General features: G+C 60.8%; 14 protein-coding genes and 1 pseudogene. 4 read left to right on the forward strand and 11 right to left on the reverse strand.

Annotated elements, in window-relative coordinates; all coding sequences use genetic code 11:
* Nucleotides 1-113 precede the first annotated feature (113 nt).
* The 3 genes from pyk to AB4Y36_RS35765 all read right to left on the reverse strand — a co-directional run bounded on the left by pyk (nt 114) and on the right by AB4Y36_RS35765 (nt 3,543).
* Nucleotides 114-1,580, reverse strand: a complete 1,467-nt coding sequence (gene pyk, locus AB4Y36_RS35755; RefSeq protein ID WP_368685478.1) for a pyruvate kinase — start codon at nt 1,578-1,580, stop codon at nt 114-116.
* Entirely contained in the window at nt 1,564-2,892 is a 1,329-nt protein-coding gene (locus AB4Y36_RS35760) for a glycerate kinase (RefSeq protein ID WP_368685479.1), read from the reverse strand. Before AB4Y36_RS35760 ends, pyk begins: the two co-directional genes overlap by 17 nt.
* A gap of 339 nt (nt 2,893-3,231) precedes the next feature.
* Entirely contained in the window at nt 3,232-3,543 is a 312-nt protein-coding gene (locus AB4Y36_RS35765; protein ID WP_368685480.1) for a hypothetical protein, read from the reverse strand.
* Nucleotides 3,544-3,828: 285 nt separating this feature from the next.
* Between AB4Y36_RS35765 and AB4Y36_RS35770 the strand changes: the two genes are divergently transcribed.
* Nucleotides 3,829-4,563, forward strand: coding sequence for a FadR/GntR family transcriptional regulator (locus AB4Y36_RS35770; RefSeq protein WP_368685481.1), 735 nt, complete (start codon nt 3,829-3,831; stop codon nt 4,561-4,563).
* Nucleotides 4,564-4,596: 33 nt separating this feature from the next.
* On the opposite strand, the gene AB4Y36_RS35775 is transcribed toward AB4Y36_RS35770, so the two are convergent.
* From AB4Y36_RS35775 to glcD, 4 genes are all read right to left on the reverse strand, one after another.
* Nucleotides 4,597-6,237 (reverse strand): L-lactate permease, encoded by a 1,641-nt coding sequence (locus tag AB4Y36_RS35775; RefSeq protein ID WP_368685482.1) that lies wholly within the window; start codon nt 6,235-6,237, stop codon nt 4,597-4,599.
* 188 nt (nt 6,238-6,425) lie between these two features.
* Nucleotides 6,426-7,661 carry a glycolate oxidase subunit GlcF gene (glcF, locus tag AB4Y36_RS35780; protein WP_368685509.1) on the reverse strand — a complete coding sequence of 412 codons (1,236 nt, stop codon included), beginning with the start codon at nt 7,659-7,661 and terminating at the stop codon, nt 6,426-6,428.
* 19 nt (nt 7,662-7,680) lie between these two features.
* Nucleotides 7,681-8,748, reverse strand: a complete 1,068-nt coding sequence (gene glcE, locus AB4Y36_RS35785) for a glycolate oxidase subunit GlcE (protein WP_368685483.1) — start codon at nt 8,746-8,748, stop codon at nt 7,681-7,683.
* Nucleotides 8,748-10,247, reverse strand: coding sequence for a glycolate oxidase subunit GlcD (glcD, locus tag AB4Y36_RS35790; RefSeq protein WP_368685484.1), 1,500 nt, complete (start codon nt 10,245-10,247; stop codon nt 8,748-8,750). Before glcD ends, glcE begins: the two co-directional genes overlap by 1 nt.
* Before the next feature lie 908 nt (nt 10,248-11,155).
* Here glcD and AB4Y36_RS35795 point away from each other — a divergent pair.
* A pseudogene (locus AB4Y36_RS35795) lies at nt 11,156-11,365 on the forward strand (IS630 family transposase); the annotation flags it as partial.
* On the opposite strand, the gene AB4Y36_RS35800 reads toward AB4Y36_RS35795, so the two are convergent.
* The 4 genes from AB4Y36_RS35800 to AB4Y36_RS35815 form a co-directional block, all read right to left on the reverse strand.
* Complete coding sequence (locus tag AB4Y36_RS35800) at nt 11,346-11,573, reverse strand: hypothetical protein (protein ID WP_368685510.1); 228 nt, start codon at nt 11,571-11,573, stop codon at nt 11,346-11,348. The pseudogene AB4Y36_RS35795 and the gene AB4Y36_RS35800 sit on opposite strands and share 20 nt — an antisense overlap.
* Before the next feature lie 251 nt (nt 11,574-11,824).
* On the reverse strand, nt 11,825-12,787 hold the full coding sequence (locus AB4Y36_RS35805; protein ID WP_368685485.1) for a sterol desaturase family protein: 963 nt from the start codon (nt 12,785-12,787) through the stop codon (nt 11,825-11,827).
* Between the two features lie 8 nt (nt 12,788-12,795).
* Nucleotides 12,796-13,812: a YncE family protein gene (locus AB4Y36_RS35810; protein ID WP_368685486.1), complete on the reverse strand. Its 1,017-nt coding sequence runs from the start codon at nt 13,810-13,812 to the stop codon at nt 12,796-12,798.
* Nucleotides 13,813-14,259: 447 nt separating this feature from the next.
* Complete coding sequence (locus AB4Y36_RS35815) at nt 14,260-15,522, reverse strand: PucR family transcriptional regulator (protein ID WP_368685487.1); 1,263 nt, start codon at nt 15,520-15,522, stop codon at nt 14,260-14,262.
* 211 nt (nt 15,523-15,733) lie between these two features.
* On the opposite strand from AB4Y36_RS35815, the gene AB4Y36_RS35820 reads away from it, so the two are divergent.
* Nucleotides 15,734-16,069 carry a YtcA family lipoprotein gene (locus AB4Y36_RS35820; protein WP_368685488.1) on the forward strand — a complete coding sequence of 112 codons (336 nt, stop codon included), beginning with the start codon at nt 15,734-15,736 and terminating at the stop codon, nt 16,067-16,069.
* Nucleotides 16,070-16,257: 188 nt separating this feature from the next.
* Nucleotides 16,258-17,316, forward strand: a complete 1,059-nt coding sequence (gene mdtN / locus AB4Y36_RS35825; RefSeq protein WP_368685489.1) for a multidrug transporter subunit MdtN — start codon at nt 16,258-16,260, stop codon at nt 17,314-17,316.
* Nucleotides 17,317-17,328 lie beyond the last annotated feature (12 nt).

Below are 17,328 nucleotides of genomic sequence, written 5' to 3' on the forward strand. Positions count from 1 at the left end.
ATAAGACATTTGGTACGCAACGTGCCGTCGCTGCCATGCGCTCAGGCGAGTTGCCAGTCCGCGTGGCGATCGCGCCAGACAGCAGCCCGCCTGATTGGAGCCGGTACGTCAACTCATCCGTGAGTGGCTGAAGCCGCAACCACCGCTTCTCCAGATCGCCCAGTATGTGCAATGCGCGCAATCTGCAGCAGATTGGTTGTCCCCGATTCCCCAAACGGCAAGCCGGCGGCGATGGCAACCAGGTCGCCCTCGCGACCGAATCCCTCGTGGACAGCGGACTGGCACGCCAGGTCGATCATTTCGTCCACGTTGGACGCCTCCACGAATGGTACAGCGTGGATACCCCAAGCCAGCGCGAGTCGCCGTGCAACCACGCGTGAGGGGGTCAACGCGACGATACGCGTCGCTGCACGCTCACGGGCAGCGCGCAGGCTCGTGAAGCCCAAGCTCGTATAGGTGACGGTAACTGCGGGCTCGACCAACTGGACCGCCTTGCGCAGCGCGCAGCATATGGCGTCGGCGACCGTCGAATCCGCTCGCGTATGCGACGCGTCGATTTGCTCCCGATACGCAGGATCGCGCTCAACTCGCTCGACAATCCGGTTCATCGTCGCCACCGCTTCGAGCGGAAACTTGCCACTCGCCGACTCTGCGGACAGCATCACGGCGTCGGCACCCTCGTAGATGGCGCATGCCACGTCGGACGTTTCGGCGCGGGTCGGCACTGGCGAGTTCGTCATCGACTCGAGCATCTGTGTCGCCACCACCACCACCTTACCGACACGTCGGCACTCACGCACGATACGGCGCTGCAGCTCGGGAATCTGCTCGGCAGGCAGTTCGACTCCGAGGTCGCCGCGCGCCACCATGATCCCGTCCGCCCGCTGGACAATCTGCTCAAGATGGTCAATAGCGAGCGGCTTTTCGAGCTTCGCCATGATCCAGGCGCGGTCCCCAATCAGTTCGCGCGCTTCGTCGATGTCTTCCGCGCTTTGCACGAAAGACAGTGCGACCCAGTCGACACCCAGTTCGAGCCCAAATGCGAGGTCCTCGCGATCCTTGCGGGTGAGCGGCGAGATCGGCAACCGCGACCCCGGGACGTTGACACCCTTACGATCGGAAATACGTCCGCCAACCTGCACGACAGTTTCAGCAAAACCATCTCCCACCTCCTGCACGCGCAGGCGTACTTTGCCGTCATCGAGCAGCAACTCAGAACCGCTTCCAATTGCGCGGAAGATTTCCGGATGCGGGAGCGGCGCGCGCCTTGCGTTACCGGGCGCTGCGTCGAGATCGAGGCGAAAGCGTGCCCCTATTGCCAACTGCACGCCGCCGTCCTCGAACGTGCCGAGGCGAAGCTTCGGCCCCTGAAGATCGAGCAGAATGCCAACCGGCCGGCGGAACTCTTCTTCCATCCGCCGAATCTCCATCAGGCGGTTACGATGATCGTCGTGCGTGCCATGGCTGAAGTTCAGACGAAACACGTCGACCCCGGTCTCGAAGAGTCGCCGTATGGTCGTCGGGTCAGAGCTGGCCGGTCCGAGCGTGGCGATGATCTTGGCATTACGGTCGCGCTTCATGCGATATCTCCTGATTAGAATGAGCGATTCCCTGCAGTACGAGAATCGCCCGGAAGTCGTTCACATTTGTCAATGTTGGCCCGCACACGACTGCGTCGCCCAACGCGCCAAAGAAACCATGACCATCGTTATCGTCCAAGCTAGTCCGCGGACTGACGTTGAGCGCCCATGCCCGCGCAAGCGTGTCCGGCGCGAGCACTGCGCCGGCGACATCGTCCTGGCCGTCGACGCCGTCGGTGTCGCACGCAATGGCGTAGACATTGGGCGTGCCGCTCAAAGCGATGCCGAGCGAGAGCAGGAATTCGACGTTTCGGCCCCCGCGCCCGTTGCCCTTGACAGACACAGTCGTCTCTCCGCCCGATAGCAATACGCAAGGTGCTGTGAATGGCTGGTCGCGATGCGCGACCTGGAGAGCGATGCCCGCCATGACCTTTCCGACATCACGCGCTTCACCCTCGATCTGGTCGCCCAGAATATGACATCGTATGCCGGCCGCGCTGGCGACTTGCGCTGCAGCTTCGAGTGCGAGCTGTGGCGCTGCAATGATGTGATGGGTGGCGGCGGTAATCGACGGATCCCCGGGTTTCACTGTCTCACCCGCGCCGCTTTCAAGCAGCCTAAGCGCTGCCTCCGGTACGTCGACCTCGTAGCGCCGGATGATGTGAAGCGCATCTGCGCAGGTCGATGTGTCGGCGACAGTCGGTCCAGATCCGATGTCGCTTGCCGAATCGCCGGGTACATCGGAGATCAGAAGCGTGACAACACGTGCGGGGTGACACAGCGCTGCCAGTCTTCCGCCCTTGATCGCGGACAGGTGTCGCCGGACGCAGTTCATCTCGCTGATTGTTGCACCGGACTCCAGTAGCGAGCGGTTGATTCGCTGTTTATCTTCGAGCGAAAGTGGTTCGAGTGGGAGAGCCAGTAAAGACGACGCGCCTCCCGACATCAGGCAAATGACCAGGTCGTCGGAATTCAGCCCACTGACCAGTTGCACGATGTCTTGCGCCGCACGCTGGCCTGCCGCGTCTGGCACAGGGTGTCCGGCCTCGACGATAGTGATTTGCTCACAGGGCACTGCATAGCCGTATCTCGTCACAACGAGCCCCGTCAACTCGCCCTGCCACGCCAGTTCGAGCGCACGCGCCATCGACGCTGATGCCTTGCCAGCACCAATCACGATCGTTCTTCCCGCGGGCTTAGATGGCAAATACTGCCCGATGTGACATGACGGCTGTGCGGCTGCCACCGCCGCATCGAACATGGCACGCAGTAGCGCGCGCGGATCGAGAAGCTGTTGCTGGGGGACTTCCATGAGGCTCCCGGAGGTTAATGTAGAAGATGCATGCCGACGATCAAGACTGCGAATCACAATGAGCACGGTGCAAGCCATCGACGATGAATCACGTTAGCAAAAGCATCCGAGTGTCACCAAGCACCTTTTCGTATTTAATGTCGAGACGAAATGTATTGAGCGAGAGCGTCTGCCGTCGCCGTGTAGCAGTAGGACTCTGCTTCCTTTCCGCGCGTGGCGTGGCAGCCACAGACTGAGGACGTGGAGGACATCAATGCGGAAAGCACGGCCCCCCCCTTCCGGAGCGCACCTGTTCACGCTGAACTTCAGTTGCGTCACGCGCCGCACTAGAATCTTCAACTAGCAACTGCAAGTCTGAGTTGAATGGACCTCATCGATCTCATCGAACCATACTGCCGCGGTCATCACACATTTGTCCCAGGAGGCGCCGCTCGCGCTGCCAGACCTGGAACGCAGCTCGCTCACGTAGTTCCAGCCGAAGTTCATCTCACGCGCAATTTCGCGCAACAGCTTTGCGTACTTGTCTTTCAGCCTGAAGCGATGTCCGGCGGCCGACGAGCCGATCGCGACACCGCCGTAGCCACCGTTCGCAGCGACTTGCTGTGCGGCAACCTTCGCCTCAGCAGCTTCACCTTCTCGCAGGCAGGACAAGACTGCATCGCGGCATCAATGCGGCAGGGACGGCACGCGGCCGTCAAGCCGTAGAAGCCTCCGTCCTTCCCGCGCCCTGTGCGGCAACCAAAGGCTGTGGGCGGGACGGACTTCAACGCGTACATCTGCCTGCGGATTTGGAGTGAGCGGCCCACTAGCTGGACGAGGAGCCACCTTCCCGCCGCATCACCAAAACTGTGTGAAAATTGAGGAAAACGCCGCCACAGCGCCCGACCCGCAAGGCTGTGACGGCATAACCCAAGGCGCGAAGAGGAAGAGAGGCCGATGTCCTATACCCCCATAGTCCCCCCGGCACGGTTCCGGCTGTCGGACGCGGTCTGCGATCAACTGGAGCAGCTTATCGTTGACGGCAAGCTACGCGCGGGTGAATCATTGCCGTCTGAGCGGGATCTCGCTCAGCAACTCAATGTCTCGCGGCCGTCGTTGCGCGAAGCGCTGCTGCGGCTCGAAGGCAGTAAGCTGATCCGGGCGAAAACCGGGGGCGGCTACGTGGTTGCCGACCCGAGCGCCCCACTGATAGCCGAACCACTCGCGCATCTGATGGCTCGCCATCGCAAGGCGGCAGGTGACATCCTCGAAATGCGCGAAGGCTTGGAAGCCGTCGCCGTCGAGCTTGCTGCAGTGCGGGCCACGAAATCGGACATCAAGAACATCAAGTCCGCACTCGACTCACTGGACGTCGCGTTCCAGCAAAAGGACCCTTATGCCGTCACCTCAGGCCAGCGCTCGTTGCCCCTGCTCGACGCGGCATTTCACCTGCAGATTGCGGAGGCCACGCATAACGTCGTACTCATCCATGTGATGCATGGACTGCACAATCTCGTGCAGCGTTCGATCGAAGAAACCTACTCGGCCTTCGAGAAACACGACGCGGATCTCTCCCACTTAATGGCGCAGCATCAACGCATCTACGACGCGATCCAGCAGCACGACCCGGTAGCCGCGCGCAACGCTCTTGTCACGCACCTTGCGTTTATCCGTGAGAACGCCACGCGCTGAATGAGGCGCGGTTTCTCGCGCCCCCGTTGACAATCACTGGGGCAGCGAGGGGATCATCCACGTCAGGAAGTGCTGCTGCAGAAAGACCAGAACACCCAGCATCACGGTCAACAAGATGCTGTGCCAGAAGGTCCGAGCGAAGACCAAACCTTCCTGGCCTTTCAGCTCGGTCGTCGACACCCCAGTTGCGATATTTTGTGGCGAGATCATCTTGCCCATCACACCGCCCGACGAGTTTGTCGCCGCCATCAACACCGGGCTAAGGTTGAGCTGCTTTGCCGCGACGACCTGCAGGTTGCCAAACAGCGCGTTACCCGACGTATCGCTGCCTGAAAGGAACACCGCCACCCATCCGAGCGACGCTGAAACCAGTGGGAACAGCGCACCGGTCGATGCGACGCCCATGCCAAGCGTATAGCTCATGCCCGAATAATTGAGCAGATAGGCAAGGCCGACGATCATCATCACGGTCAGGATCGCGATGCGAGTCTGCCGCCACGTTTTCGCCACGCAACTCAAGAAGTCAGCGATACCGACACGTGCCCAAACGGCCGTGATGATAGTGGCAACCAGAATTGCCGTACCGGTGCCGAGCGGCTGGAAGTCCCACACGGCAGCGTAAGGCTTGTTATATAGCGTGACAAACACGGCATTGTGCAAACCGGGCCATTGCACTTTCATCTCGCCGAACGACGAGATCTGCGCGTGTACCCATACGATCACCACGAACGACACGACGATCCACGGCATCCAACCGCCGAAGCCAACGCGCGCGCTGCCGTGAGCGGGCGCAGCCGGACGCGACATCGCAAAGGCAGGATCGCACTCCGGCCGCCAGACCTTGAGGAACGCGATGGTCACGATCAGCGACGTCATTGACGACAGCACATCAGTCAACTGGTAGCCAAGAAAGTTCGACGTAGCAAACTGTGTGATCGCGAAGCTCCCGCCCGATACTACGAGCGCGGGCCACAGCTTCGGAATCGAGCGCATGCCGCCATAGATTGACACCACGTAAAACGGCAGCAGGAACGCAAAAAACGGCAATTGCCGTCCGACCATCGCACCAAGCGCACCGGCGTGAAGCGAGGTCACGGCACCGAGCACGGTGATTGGCGCGCCAAGCGCACCGAACGCCACCGGCGCCGTGTTGAAGATGAGTGTGAAGCTCAGCGCCTCAAGTGCCGGAAAGCCAAGGCCGACAAGCAGCGCGCTGGTAATAGCCACCGGAGTGCCGAACCCCGAAATGCCTTCGAGCAGGCAGCCAAACGAGAACGCAACGACGAGCAACACGAGGCGTCTGTCGTCTGGCAGATGATCAAGCATCCACTGACGAAACTGGTCGAAACGACCCGACCTTACGGCTATGTTGTAGAGCAGGAGCGCAGTGAAAACGATCCACATCACTGGCATCAGAGCGAGCGACATACCAGCCGCGACTGCATTGAGCGCGAGACCGGCAGGCATGCCCCATATGCCGATGGCGATTGCGAGCCCAGCAATCAGGCCCACAAGAGCGGCCTGCCACGCCGGGCGCCGCAATACACCCAGCATGACGAGCGCGACGCCAATCGGCACGGCGGCAATCAGAAACGACCATAGTAGCGAGTGCGCCACGGGAGTGAGAGGCTGTGCGTAGACCACACCAGAGGGTAAAGCGGCTGCCGGATTCATTCTGTCTCCTGCGCCCGTGCCCGCCGGGCTATACGTATTGATGTGGCGGCCATGACGAACGGGCGCAAGGACAAGGCCGCCGGTCTTGTCCCGCGTTAGATTGGGGTTTGCCTTTGTGAATGTGGAATAATCGCGCGCCGCGAGGTCTGCGGCAGTGTTCCGGTTGATGCCCGCGATGGGCGCGAGGTTCAGGCCGGCCCGTCCAAAGCCGCCTCCACGAGTTCGATCCAGTGCTGCACCTGCTTGCGGCCTGCGCTATTCAAGTGAGTCTGGCATCCGATGTTTGCTGTCACAATCGTGTCGGGGCGACCCGCTTCGAGGGCATCAAGCTTGTTGTCGCGCAGCCTGCGCGCCAGTTCGGGTTGCGTAATCGAATACGTGCCTGCCGATCCGCAACACAGGTGCGCGTCTGCCACGGCGGTCATGTCAAAGCCCAGCCGACGCAGCAAGGCTTCGACGGCGCCGCCGAGCTTCTGTGCATGCTGTAGCGTGCACGGACAATGAAACGCGATTCGGCGCGGTGCGTGCCCCGCCTGCGGCGTCAGCGTATCGAGCGGCTCGGCGCCCAGTACTTCGACCAGATCGCGTGCGAGCGAGCTTACGCGCTGAGCCTTCTGCGCGTATGCAAGATCGTGCTTAAGGATGTCTGCGTATTCCTTGACGAACGCGCCACAGCCGCTCGCCGGAATCACGATCGCTTCGGCGCCCGCCTCGATCGACGGCCACCACGCGTCGATATTGCGGCGTGCCCGGTTCAGCCCGGCTTCGTGCGCACCCAGGTGATAGTCGGTGGCGCCGCAGCAGCCGGCCCGCACCACCGCGGCCACACTGATGCCGAGCCTGTCCAGTACGCGCGTCGCAGCGGCATTTGTATTTGGTGAGAGCGAAGGCTGCACGCAACCTTCGAGCATCAGCATGCGCCTCGCGTGGCGAACCGGCGGCCGCGCCTTCCCTTTTGCTGGTGCCGCAGGAATCTTCTGCCGAACCGCCTCTGGCATCAGTGGCGTTAGCGCGCGCCCCGCTTTCAGCGCAGTCGCAAACAGCGACGAACGAGGCACGAGGTGCCGCAGGCCTTCACGCAACAAGCGGTCCTTCGCGGGCCGCGCGACACGCCGCTCGACCTCTGCTCGCCCGATATCGAGCAGCGTGTGATATTTCACGCCCGACGGGCACGTCGTCTCACAGTTGCGGCAACTGAGGCAGCGATCCAGATGCAGTTGCGTCGTCTCGCTGACGGCCTCGCCTTCGAGCACCTGCTTGATCAGATAGATTCTCCCGCGTGGACCGTCGAGTTCATTGCCGAGGAGTTGGTACGTCGGACAGGTTGCATTGCAAAATCCGCAGTGCACGCAGGAGCGGAGAATCGACTCCGCTTCATCGGCGCGAGCGAGCGTCTTTGCTTCGGTACTGAGGTTGGTTTGCATGGCGGAGACGCGTTGACGTTCAGAAGTCCGCGTAGAGGCGGCCCGGGTTGAAGATCGCATGCGGATCAAGCTGCTGCTTGAGCGCGCGGTGATAACGCAGCAGCGCAGCCGGCAGTGGATGGAACGCTTCGCCCGAAGCGACGTCCGTAAAGGCGGTTGCATGGCCACCAAGTCGCTGCGCGGACTCTCGCATCACTGCGGCGGGCGCGTCGCTCTTCAGCCAGCGCTGTGCGCCTCCCCAATCGAGAAGGCAGGAGCCAGGCAGTTCAATGAGCGGTGCCGTCGGGGGCACGGAAAGGCGCCACAACGGGCGTGGATCATCGAAGAAAGACAACCGTTGCTCGCGCAGCGCGCGCCAGAACAAATCGTCGACGCTGGTGCCTCCGAGGCGCGCATGCGCGGCACGCACGGATTCCACACCACCTTCGAGACGCACATGCAAGGTCTCACCATCGTGGCATGCGCCGGCGATCGGCAGACCCGCCCGCCGCCACTCGGTCAATCCGGCCAGCGCGGCAGCAGCCGGGATTTGAAGTTCAATATGGCGCGTCGCGCGCGGCTTCGGCAGTACCTTCAACGACACTTCAGTGAGGAGTCCGAGGCATCCAAAACTGCCAGTCACGAGCCGCGAAACGTCGTAGCCCGCCACGTTCTTCATCACCTCACCGCCGAAGCGCAGGTGTCGGCCCTGCCCTGTGATCAGCCGACAACCGAGCACGAAATCGCGCACTGAGCCGACCCACGGTCTACGCGGCCCGGCGAGCCCGCTCGCGACCATGCCACCAACCGTCGCGACTCCGCCGAAGGTTGCTGCCTCGCACGGCAGCATCTGGCCAGCTGAGTCGAGCGCCTCGTCGAGTTCAGAGACTGGCGTGCCCGCACGCACCGTTATGACGAGTTCGGTCGGATCATAGTTCACGATGCCGCGATGCGCACGAGTGTCAATCGGCGCCGCTTCGACTTTCCGGCCGGGAAACGGTTTGCTTGCACCGCCACGAATGAAGAGCGGAGATTTGACCGCGACGGCCTCGCGAACCTGTTCAATTAGCTCGACACTTTTGTCCTGGGCTTGAAACTCGCGTTGCATCAGAATCGCTCCAGTTCGGGAAACGGCAACCTGCCGAGATGCACGTGCATTGCGCCAAATTCGGCACAGCGCTGCAATGTCGGGATGTTCTTGCCAGGATTGAGCAGACCATTCGAATCAAATGCGGCTTTTACCGCATGGAAAAAGCGCAGCTCGTCGAGATTGAACTGCGAGCACATCTGGTTGATCTTCTCGCGTCCTACGCCGTGCTCTCCTGTAATGCTGCCGCCAACGGCCACGCACAGCTCGAGGATGCGGCCGCCGAGCGCTTCAGCGCGGTCCATTTCACCGGGCAAGTTCGCATCGAAGAGGATGAGCGGATGCATGTTGCCGTCGCCCGCGTGAAAGACGTTGGCAACACGCAAGCCATATTCCGCAGAAAGATCAGCAATCCCCTGCAGCACGCGCGGCAATTCGCGGCGCGGGATTGTGCCATCCATGCAGTAATAGTCGGGGGAAATCCGGCCCACCGCCGGGAATGCATTTTTGCGACCAGCCCAGAACTTTTGACGCTCGCCTTCGTCACGCGCAAGGCGCACCTCAGTTGCGCCCGCCTCGCGCAGGATCGCGTCGACGCGTGCGACGTCCTCGTCGACGTCGCTTTGCACGCCGTCCAGTTCGCAAAGCAGGATCGCCTCAGCATCGACGGGATAGCCCGCCTTCACGAAATCTTCGGCTGCACGGATTGCGAGGTTGTCCATCATCTCCAGACCACCGGGGATGATCCCTTCTCCGATGATGCTCGCGACTGCCGCGCCCGCCCGCCCGACATCGTTGAAGCTCGCTAGTAGCACCTTCACCGCCTGAACCTTCGGCAAGAGCCGGACGGTCACCTCCGTTACGATGCCGAGCATGCCTTCCGAGCCTGTGACCAGCGCGAGGAAGTCGAAGCCTGGCGAATCGAGTGCGTCGGCACCGAGTGTGAGCCGCTCTCCTTCAATGGTCAGCAGTTCGACCTTCACGATGTTGTGGACCGTCAGGCCGTACTTCAGGCAGTGGACGCCACCAGCATTTTCCGCAACGTTGCCGCCAATCGAGCACGCGATCTGCGATGATGGATCAGGCGCATAGTAGAGTCTATGCGGTGCCGCCGCCTGCGAGATGGCGAGATTGCGCACTCCGGGCTGCACGCGCGCAGTGAGCGCCGCCACGTCGATGTCGAGGATCCTGTTGAATCGCGCCATCACGAGCAGAATGCCTCGTTCGAGTGGCATCGCGCCGCCGGAAAGGCCAGTGCCAGCCCCGCGCGCGACGACGGGCACACGGTGCCGATGTGCATATTTCAGTAGCGCTTCGACCTGCTCAACGCGGTCAGGCAGCGCTACCACTTGCGGCGTGCAGCGATACGCGGACAGTCCGTCGCATTCGAAGGGCTTTAAATCCTCGCTCGCATGCAGCACCTCGAGATCAGGAATTGCTTTGCGCAGTTCCGCTACCAGCTTCTCCTTGTCGATCACCGGCAGGGGACCGTCGATCTTTTCGTCGTAGAGATAGCTCATTGCGCAGTCTCCACCAACCGGTAAAGCAGCGCCCTCGCGCCATCTAAACATGGGCTCGTCTGCAATGACATAACGTCTCCTCCAAGCCATGCGACAGCACTTTCCGCCGCGATTCGGCTTACTGATTTTCGGTACGTTGGTCTACTGGTCGACCATTCGACCAAATCTTAGGCGCGCGGATCGAGAGGGGGCAACAAGTGGAAACCCCCAGTCCATGCTTCCAAGGTCAAGCTGAGGCGAACGTTCGAACAACATCAATTTGCGGAACACCTGACAACCCGCATGCGTCCCGCAGGAGACGGGCTTTTCGCTCCATGCCCCCTCGGACAGAGATCCTCTTTATGCAAATCTGTTTTGCTTTTTTGGGGTAACTTCTCTGAAACGCCCCACGACGTGATACAGAGATGGCACGCGCATCTACCAAGGTCATGAAGCAAGCTGCGCAATGATCGCCTTGGTGACTAAGCCAGGCCAGACGAGGATCATGCAAAACGGTCCGGTGTGGCGCGGATGATGGTTCATGTATGGGACGTCAAATGGATCGACGAAATGCAGCCGGACGCGATCATTGCGCTAACGCGCCGATAATCAAACGAACCGCTACGTCTACTCTAGCGGAGACAGACACACTACTGGACGCTCGCATCGCTCGTCTCGTCTGGTTGCGCGCACAAGCCGCTCTGGGCAACGGAGTGAGCACCGGCGTGACGATCGTCGAGGCAGCGAATTGCGGCGTGGCCACGGCAACAAGGGAACCTGGCGTTCCGTTCCGTTGTTAACTGATCTATGCTTGCGTAGCATGTTGATGTCAATGAAACCAGAGACATCAACGTGACGATTGAACTTTCTGGAACAGCGCATCAATCCACGAACCCAGTGCACGTGCGTATGCTCCAGTGCGTAGAGCAAACCAGGTCGAACGCTTCTTCGCGCTGATCACTCGCAAAGCCATACGCCGTGGCTCGTTTGGTTCGCTCAGGCAACTGGTAAAGCGTATCGATCAATTCGTCTCTCACTACAACCAAGACTGCAAGCCATTCATAAGCATCGCTACCGCTGATTCGATCCTCGCCAAGCTACGAAGACTATGTACGCGAATTAGCGGAACGGAACGCTAGCACCGGTTGCATGAGCTTGTGCAAGCCGTTCCTCGGCACGCCTTTTCGCAATGTGACGTCCCACAATGCAGCCGCTGACTGCTCCAACGACTGCGTGGTGACCGGCGTAATGACCGGCTACACCGCCCACGACCGCGCCCTTCAGGCAGCCCGACGCATTTGCTGTTGCGGCTTCCGTCAGTCCTAGTGCTGCAGCCGCCGCGAGCATCCTGATTCGGTGATAGATATTCATGACATTTCCGTAGTATTTCAAGACCGACTACGTTCAATAGCGCTAGTTCGCGCGGTCGTGTCACCCGTTCGCATGTTGATCCCTGCACCTCTCGCTTCCACCACACCGATAGCGCCACGGAGACGTTACATCGCGAAGCAGTTCCGCTAGTAGTGCCAATGAAATCGAGTTCAATTTCTACAGTGGCGATGCATAACAAGTCACTTGGGTCAGGGATGGAGCCTGCCTCATGTCTTGCGTCGCCGCGACCTCGAGCGACGCCATTCCTGAGCGAAGAATTGCAGCCCGCCTAGCTGCTGCGCAAAATAGCCGCCCGTAGCCATCGACTCCGGTGCTCGTCGATCACCCGTCGGCGGATATTCGTCGGAGAAGTCGGCAGTGCGGAATACGATGTCCCAGATTGGGAATACGGCACCGTAATTGCACGAATTTCTTCCGGCGGCGCGCAGGCCGTGGTGCAAACGGTGAAATCGCGGGGAGACGATCAGACGGTCCCCGAGCCATCCGAACGAGAGCTTGATATTGGCGTGGCTCAGACTTTCGATAAAGCGCATGATCAGAAACAGCAGCGGGAACTGCAGAGGTGGAATGCCGATGGCGAGGCCCACAACGCCAAACCAAATGCCAGCGACGATATCGTCTAGTACATGGTTGCGGTCGTCTGACCAGAAACTCATCTGTCGTTGGGCGTGATGCAAAGCGTGGAGCGCATAGCTGCTACGCGAAATATGCGACAGGCGGTGACGCCAGTAATCCGTGCAGTCAAGAATCAACGCATATGCGATGAAGGTGATGACAGGATGCCCGAGAAGCGGCGGGATGAGTGTCTCGAGCATTGGAGGAATGTAACCATGGGCAACCAGGAACGCGTTCACCCATACCTGAACTTGATAAAACAGCAAGAAGCTAAAGACAGGTAAGACACCGACCCGATTAAAGATAGTGTAGAGAGCATCGATCACGACGGTCTTGCGGTTCTCCCAGCGCTCGATCGGGAAAAACGCTTCGAGCGGCCAGCAGACAGCATATGTGACCACCACGGCAAAGAAACCGTAGACGCCGATCAGTACCCAGTCAAAGGACAACTCCTCCCACTCCATCCAGCCGAAATGATAGAGCACGGGCAGCATTATGTAGGTGTCGATGTCGCCGGCAATCATACTGAACCAACGATCGAGAAATACAAGCATGAAGTGCCTCAGAGGAGTTCGGCCGTAATCAGCCCGGGCTGGCTCAATTGACTGGTGAGGAAGATACCGTGGGGTGACCGACCCACGTCGATAGTTGTGTAGTCGCCGCTGACAGGATCCAGGACTGCAACCTGCTCGCGGAAGCGCAGCGTCACCCACACTTTGCCATCCGGTGCGACGCTGAGGTCGTCAGGGCCACCAGCGTGCAACGCATACGTGCGTCGAAGCTTGAGTGTGACCGCGTCGAGTGCGGCCAGCGATCCGCCTACCCGGTTGGTGACATAGAGCGTTGTGCGATCCGGCGTAACGAAGACGTTATGTGGCCCGACCCCTGTCTTTATGCGTCGAAGTACTTTGCCCGTCGCGGGATCAACTTCGGCGACATGGTCTTCGCCCATCACGCAGACAAGCACCTTGCCGTTATGCCAGAGCACGCCTGCGGGCGTTGCGCCGACATATGCTTTCCAGCGAATCGTCATATTCGTCAGGTCAAACGATACAAGCGTGCTCGACTCCTGCATCGAATTGAAACTCCAGCGGGAATCCGGCGAAAAGTCCAGATGGCTCGGCATTTCGCCGGGTGAAAAGCGCTTGACCAGCGTCAGGTCATCCGCCCGATAAACGTCCACGTAGTTGATACGCAGCGCATTAATGACGAGGTACCGGCGATCGGGTGTGAATCCCAACTGATACGGATCCGCAATGATCTTGTGGCCCAACGACGTTCCGGTGTGCGGATCGACGATGAAGAGTGCATTGCCGCTGGCATCCGCAATATAGAGCTTGCTCCTGTCCGGCGAAAGAGCCCAATGACTCGGTTCCCGCATCGTCGGGAGCGTACGGATCACCCGAAGCGAGTCCGTATCGATGACAGAAACACTCGCTTCCCCAGAATTCATCACGATTGCAAGCGATGCTGGCGCAGCTTCGGCCTCGATCGTTCGGAGTGCGAGAAGGGGGGAAAGTCCCGCGCTCAGCGGGAGAGCCAGGCTATGACGAAGTAAGGCGCGACGGGATAATTTCATAGATGACCTTCATGTTGCGTCCCGGCTGCTGCTGCTCGTGGCAAGTCCGCCGAAGTGGAATGGAGCTTGCCTCGATCGCGAGTGTTCAAATGTTGCGTGACGTACGAGACCATGACCGTCAAGCCACTCATAAAGACCACGCATCCGACTATTTTTTGCACAAGTCGGCGCGGGTGCGATCTACGGTTCACCCGATGATTCTTCATGGGATGCTCAGCAATGACTTCGCGTCGCCATGGCGCACGACTTCGGCGGAACACAGTCACGAGGCACGTAAAGGCATCGTTGGACGGTGTTACCGCCGCGGGAAAAAGGTTTGAGGAGAAGCCCTCAGTGGAGTGTACGAGCAACGTCCTGCGCACCCATATACCCACGGCGCAAAGCAGATTTGTCAAGATCGACAATCACTGTTCGTTGGTCGTGGCAGGACCGCCCGCTGCTTCGCCCTTACTCGCGCCCGGTGCCGTGCGCCAGCTTCAGCGCGAGATCGAGCCGCGCGATCCACTGCGCGTCGTCGAGCGAAGCGCCGAGCATCTTTTCAATGCGCTCCAGCCGGTAGTTGAGCGTGTTCAGATGAATGCCGAGCGCGTCCGCCGTAGGGCGGCGGCGTCTGCCGTTGGCATAGAACGCGGTCAGCGTCGCCAGCAGATCCGAGTCGGCTCTGATCTGCTCGATGAGCGAGACGAGATAGCGCGTCACATCGCCTGCCGTGCGCACCGTTTCTTCGAGTGCGATGTCGGAGTATCGCGCGACCCGCGCCCCGTTTGTGCAGCGCAGCGAAACCTCCACCGCGCGAATGGCCTCGTTGGCGGAGGCCGCCCATCCCGCGGCTCCTTCGTTCAATAAGCCGACGCCGACCGCACGAAGGCGCTCTTCCGCGTCCACAAGGTTTTGCGCGCATTGACTCGCTGCGAGATCACTTTGCGCAGCCAGATCTCCGCGCTGGCCCGGAAGCCAGAAGATTGCACGTCCACGATGCCACACGTGAACGATCGTCTCTCGCTCAATCCGGAAGTGACGCGACACGGCAAGCGCGTAGCGCTCGGATTCGCGGCGACGGATTTCTGACGTGAGCGCTTCGAACCCGGCATCGAGCGCGATCGCGATTCGCGGCACCGAAGCGTCGAGCCCCAGCGCGCTCATCGCCATTATGAAGCTCGCGTGATCGTCAGGAGAATGGAAGATCGCAGCATGCAGCTGGTAAAGATTCGCCTCACGCCAATTCGCGCGGTGGAGTTGCTCCTCAACATATGCTTGCGCGAGGGTCTGCGCGATACCTTCGAAGAACTCGAAAAGGAACGGCGCCACCGTCAGCGCCAGCTCGCGCGCGAGGTGTACTTCCTCACCGGCCACTTCCACGCTGGCTTGCCAGACTTCGCGCGCGCCAATCTGGGTGGCGCGTAGCAACGCCTGCAGTGGCACGCTTTGGTGAACGCGTCGACGGGCTGATTCCTCGATTTCCGCGTTCACGGGTTCCGCGGGCTGGCTCCCGGTCAGCAGGAGCCGGAACCACAGCCTCGCCAGTTGCTCGACGGACTGGAATATGTCGTCGCGGATAGCGGGTGGAAGCGCCTCATAGCCCTCCAGTTTCATGAGCGAAGCGTACACACGCTCGATGGGCAGATGCGGGTCGTTAGCAAGGGCTGTCAACCCTTCGCGCAGTCGCGGGCTGATCTGGGGAGCGGTAATGAGCAAAGGGGTTCCTGCCATGAGTCGTCAGTGCATGCGTACCACAGGGACAGAATGAGGCGGTAGGCCGTTTCGTGAAATGACCCACCGGGCCTGTGCCGTTTGCCAATTTACCACGCACCTTTGTCCGCCTAGGATAAGCGCTCGGGACAAGAGGCTTCCCGCCGATGTCCGCTTTTGTTGAGTATCGGCCTGCCGGCCCCCGCGCCCGCAGCGCGACCAGCACACGGGGTTGCTTGCGCGCCGGCCCGCCCTTCACCGCGTTTGCATCGTCTGCGATGCCTGTGATTCATTCATGACCCTTTCCACTGCAAAACGGCTTGCCTGGTCGGCGTGCGCATCGCTGTCATTGGGCGGATGCGCGATTTCGCCATCCTTACCGCTCTTTGGCGCTGCCTTTCCCGACTGGCTTTTCTGCATCGTGGGCGGCGTCGCGGCAACGATCATCGTGCATCGTGAGCTTGGCCGCCGCGACTTGCGCAGGGCGCTGTCGCCCGTTGCCGTGAGCTATCCGGCCCTGACCGCCATCTTCGCGACGGCAGCCTGGCTCATTTTCTTTTCCCGCTGAAGGTGCGCTCGCCCATGACACCTGACGCCCGCTCCTTTCGCAATACCACGTGCACCGCAGCCGCAATCGTCCTCGCCGGCGCCGCAGCATCGCTGTTAGTGCTGTGGCGGCTTGACTGCGTCCTGGGGACCGCCTTTTCGTCGCTCGCATCGACGGTTTTTTCTTTTCTATGACTGCGCGTATCGCATATGACTGACAACGCTCGCGCACCGCTGCGCACGAAACGGCTGCCCGCGGCGGTAATCGCACTTATCGCCATCGCACTGCTTTGCATCGTCGTCTGGCGCAAAGATCACGCCCCCAGCACCGACGACGCATATGTGTATGCGGACACTATCGACGTGGTTCCAGAAGTCAGCGGACGGATCGTGGACCTTCCCGTACACGACAATCAGGCCGTCAGGAAAGGCGATCTGCTTTTGCGCGTCGATCCTCGTCCTTATCAAGACGCACTCGCTCAAGCAAGCGCGCGCCTTGTCGCGCTCGACAAGCAGATCGAGCTGACCCAGCGCTCGGTAAACGCGCAGCAATACAACGCCGAATCGGTGAAGGCTGCGGTCGAGCGCGCGCGCGCCGTGGCAGCCCAGGCTGCCGACACGCTGCGCCGGACCGAGCCTCTGCTCGGACAGGGTTATGTTTCTGCGGAAGAAGTCGATCGCGCACGCACGGCTCAACGTTCCGCGCAGGCGGAACTCGACGCCGCGGCGCTGCAGGCCCGGCAAGCCAACGCCGCGGTGAGCGGCGTCGATGCACTGGTCGCGCAGCGCGCCGAGGTCCAGGCGCAGATTGCGATTGCCGAGCTGAACGTCGCGTTCACCGAAGTTCGCGCGCCGTTCGACGGCCGCATCGTGTCGCTGCACACGACGGTCGGCCAGTACGCCTCGCCGTTGAAGCCTGTCTTTACGCTGATCGACACGGAACATTGGTACGTGGTCGCCAACTTCCGCGAAACGGAACTCAAAGACGTGCGCGCAGGAACGGCAGCCGCCCTCTACCTGATGACCGATACCAGCAAGCGCTTCTCGGGTGTCGTGGATTCGGTCGGCTACGGTGTGCTGCCCGACGACGGCGGCCTCGTGCTCGAAGGGCTCCCGCGCGTCCAGCGCAGCATCAACTGGGTCCACGTTTCCCAGCGATTCCCGGTGAAGATCGCCGTGCGCAATCCCGACCCGATGCTGTTCCGCCTTGGCACCTCGGCCGTTGCCACGCTCGAGCGCACCCGTGCGGTAGGCGGTCCGGCGCAATGAACGTCGCCATGG

Origin of the sequence: Paraburkholderia sp. BR10936, assembly GCF_040965735.1 — a bacterium.
GTDB classification, from domain to species: domain Bacteria; phylum Pseudomonadota; class Gammaproteobacteria; order Burkholderiales; family Burkholderiaceae; genus Paraburkholderia; species Paraburkholderia nodosa_A.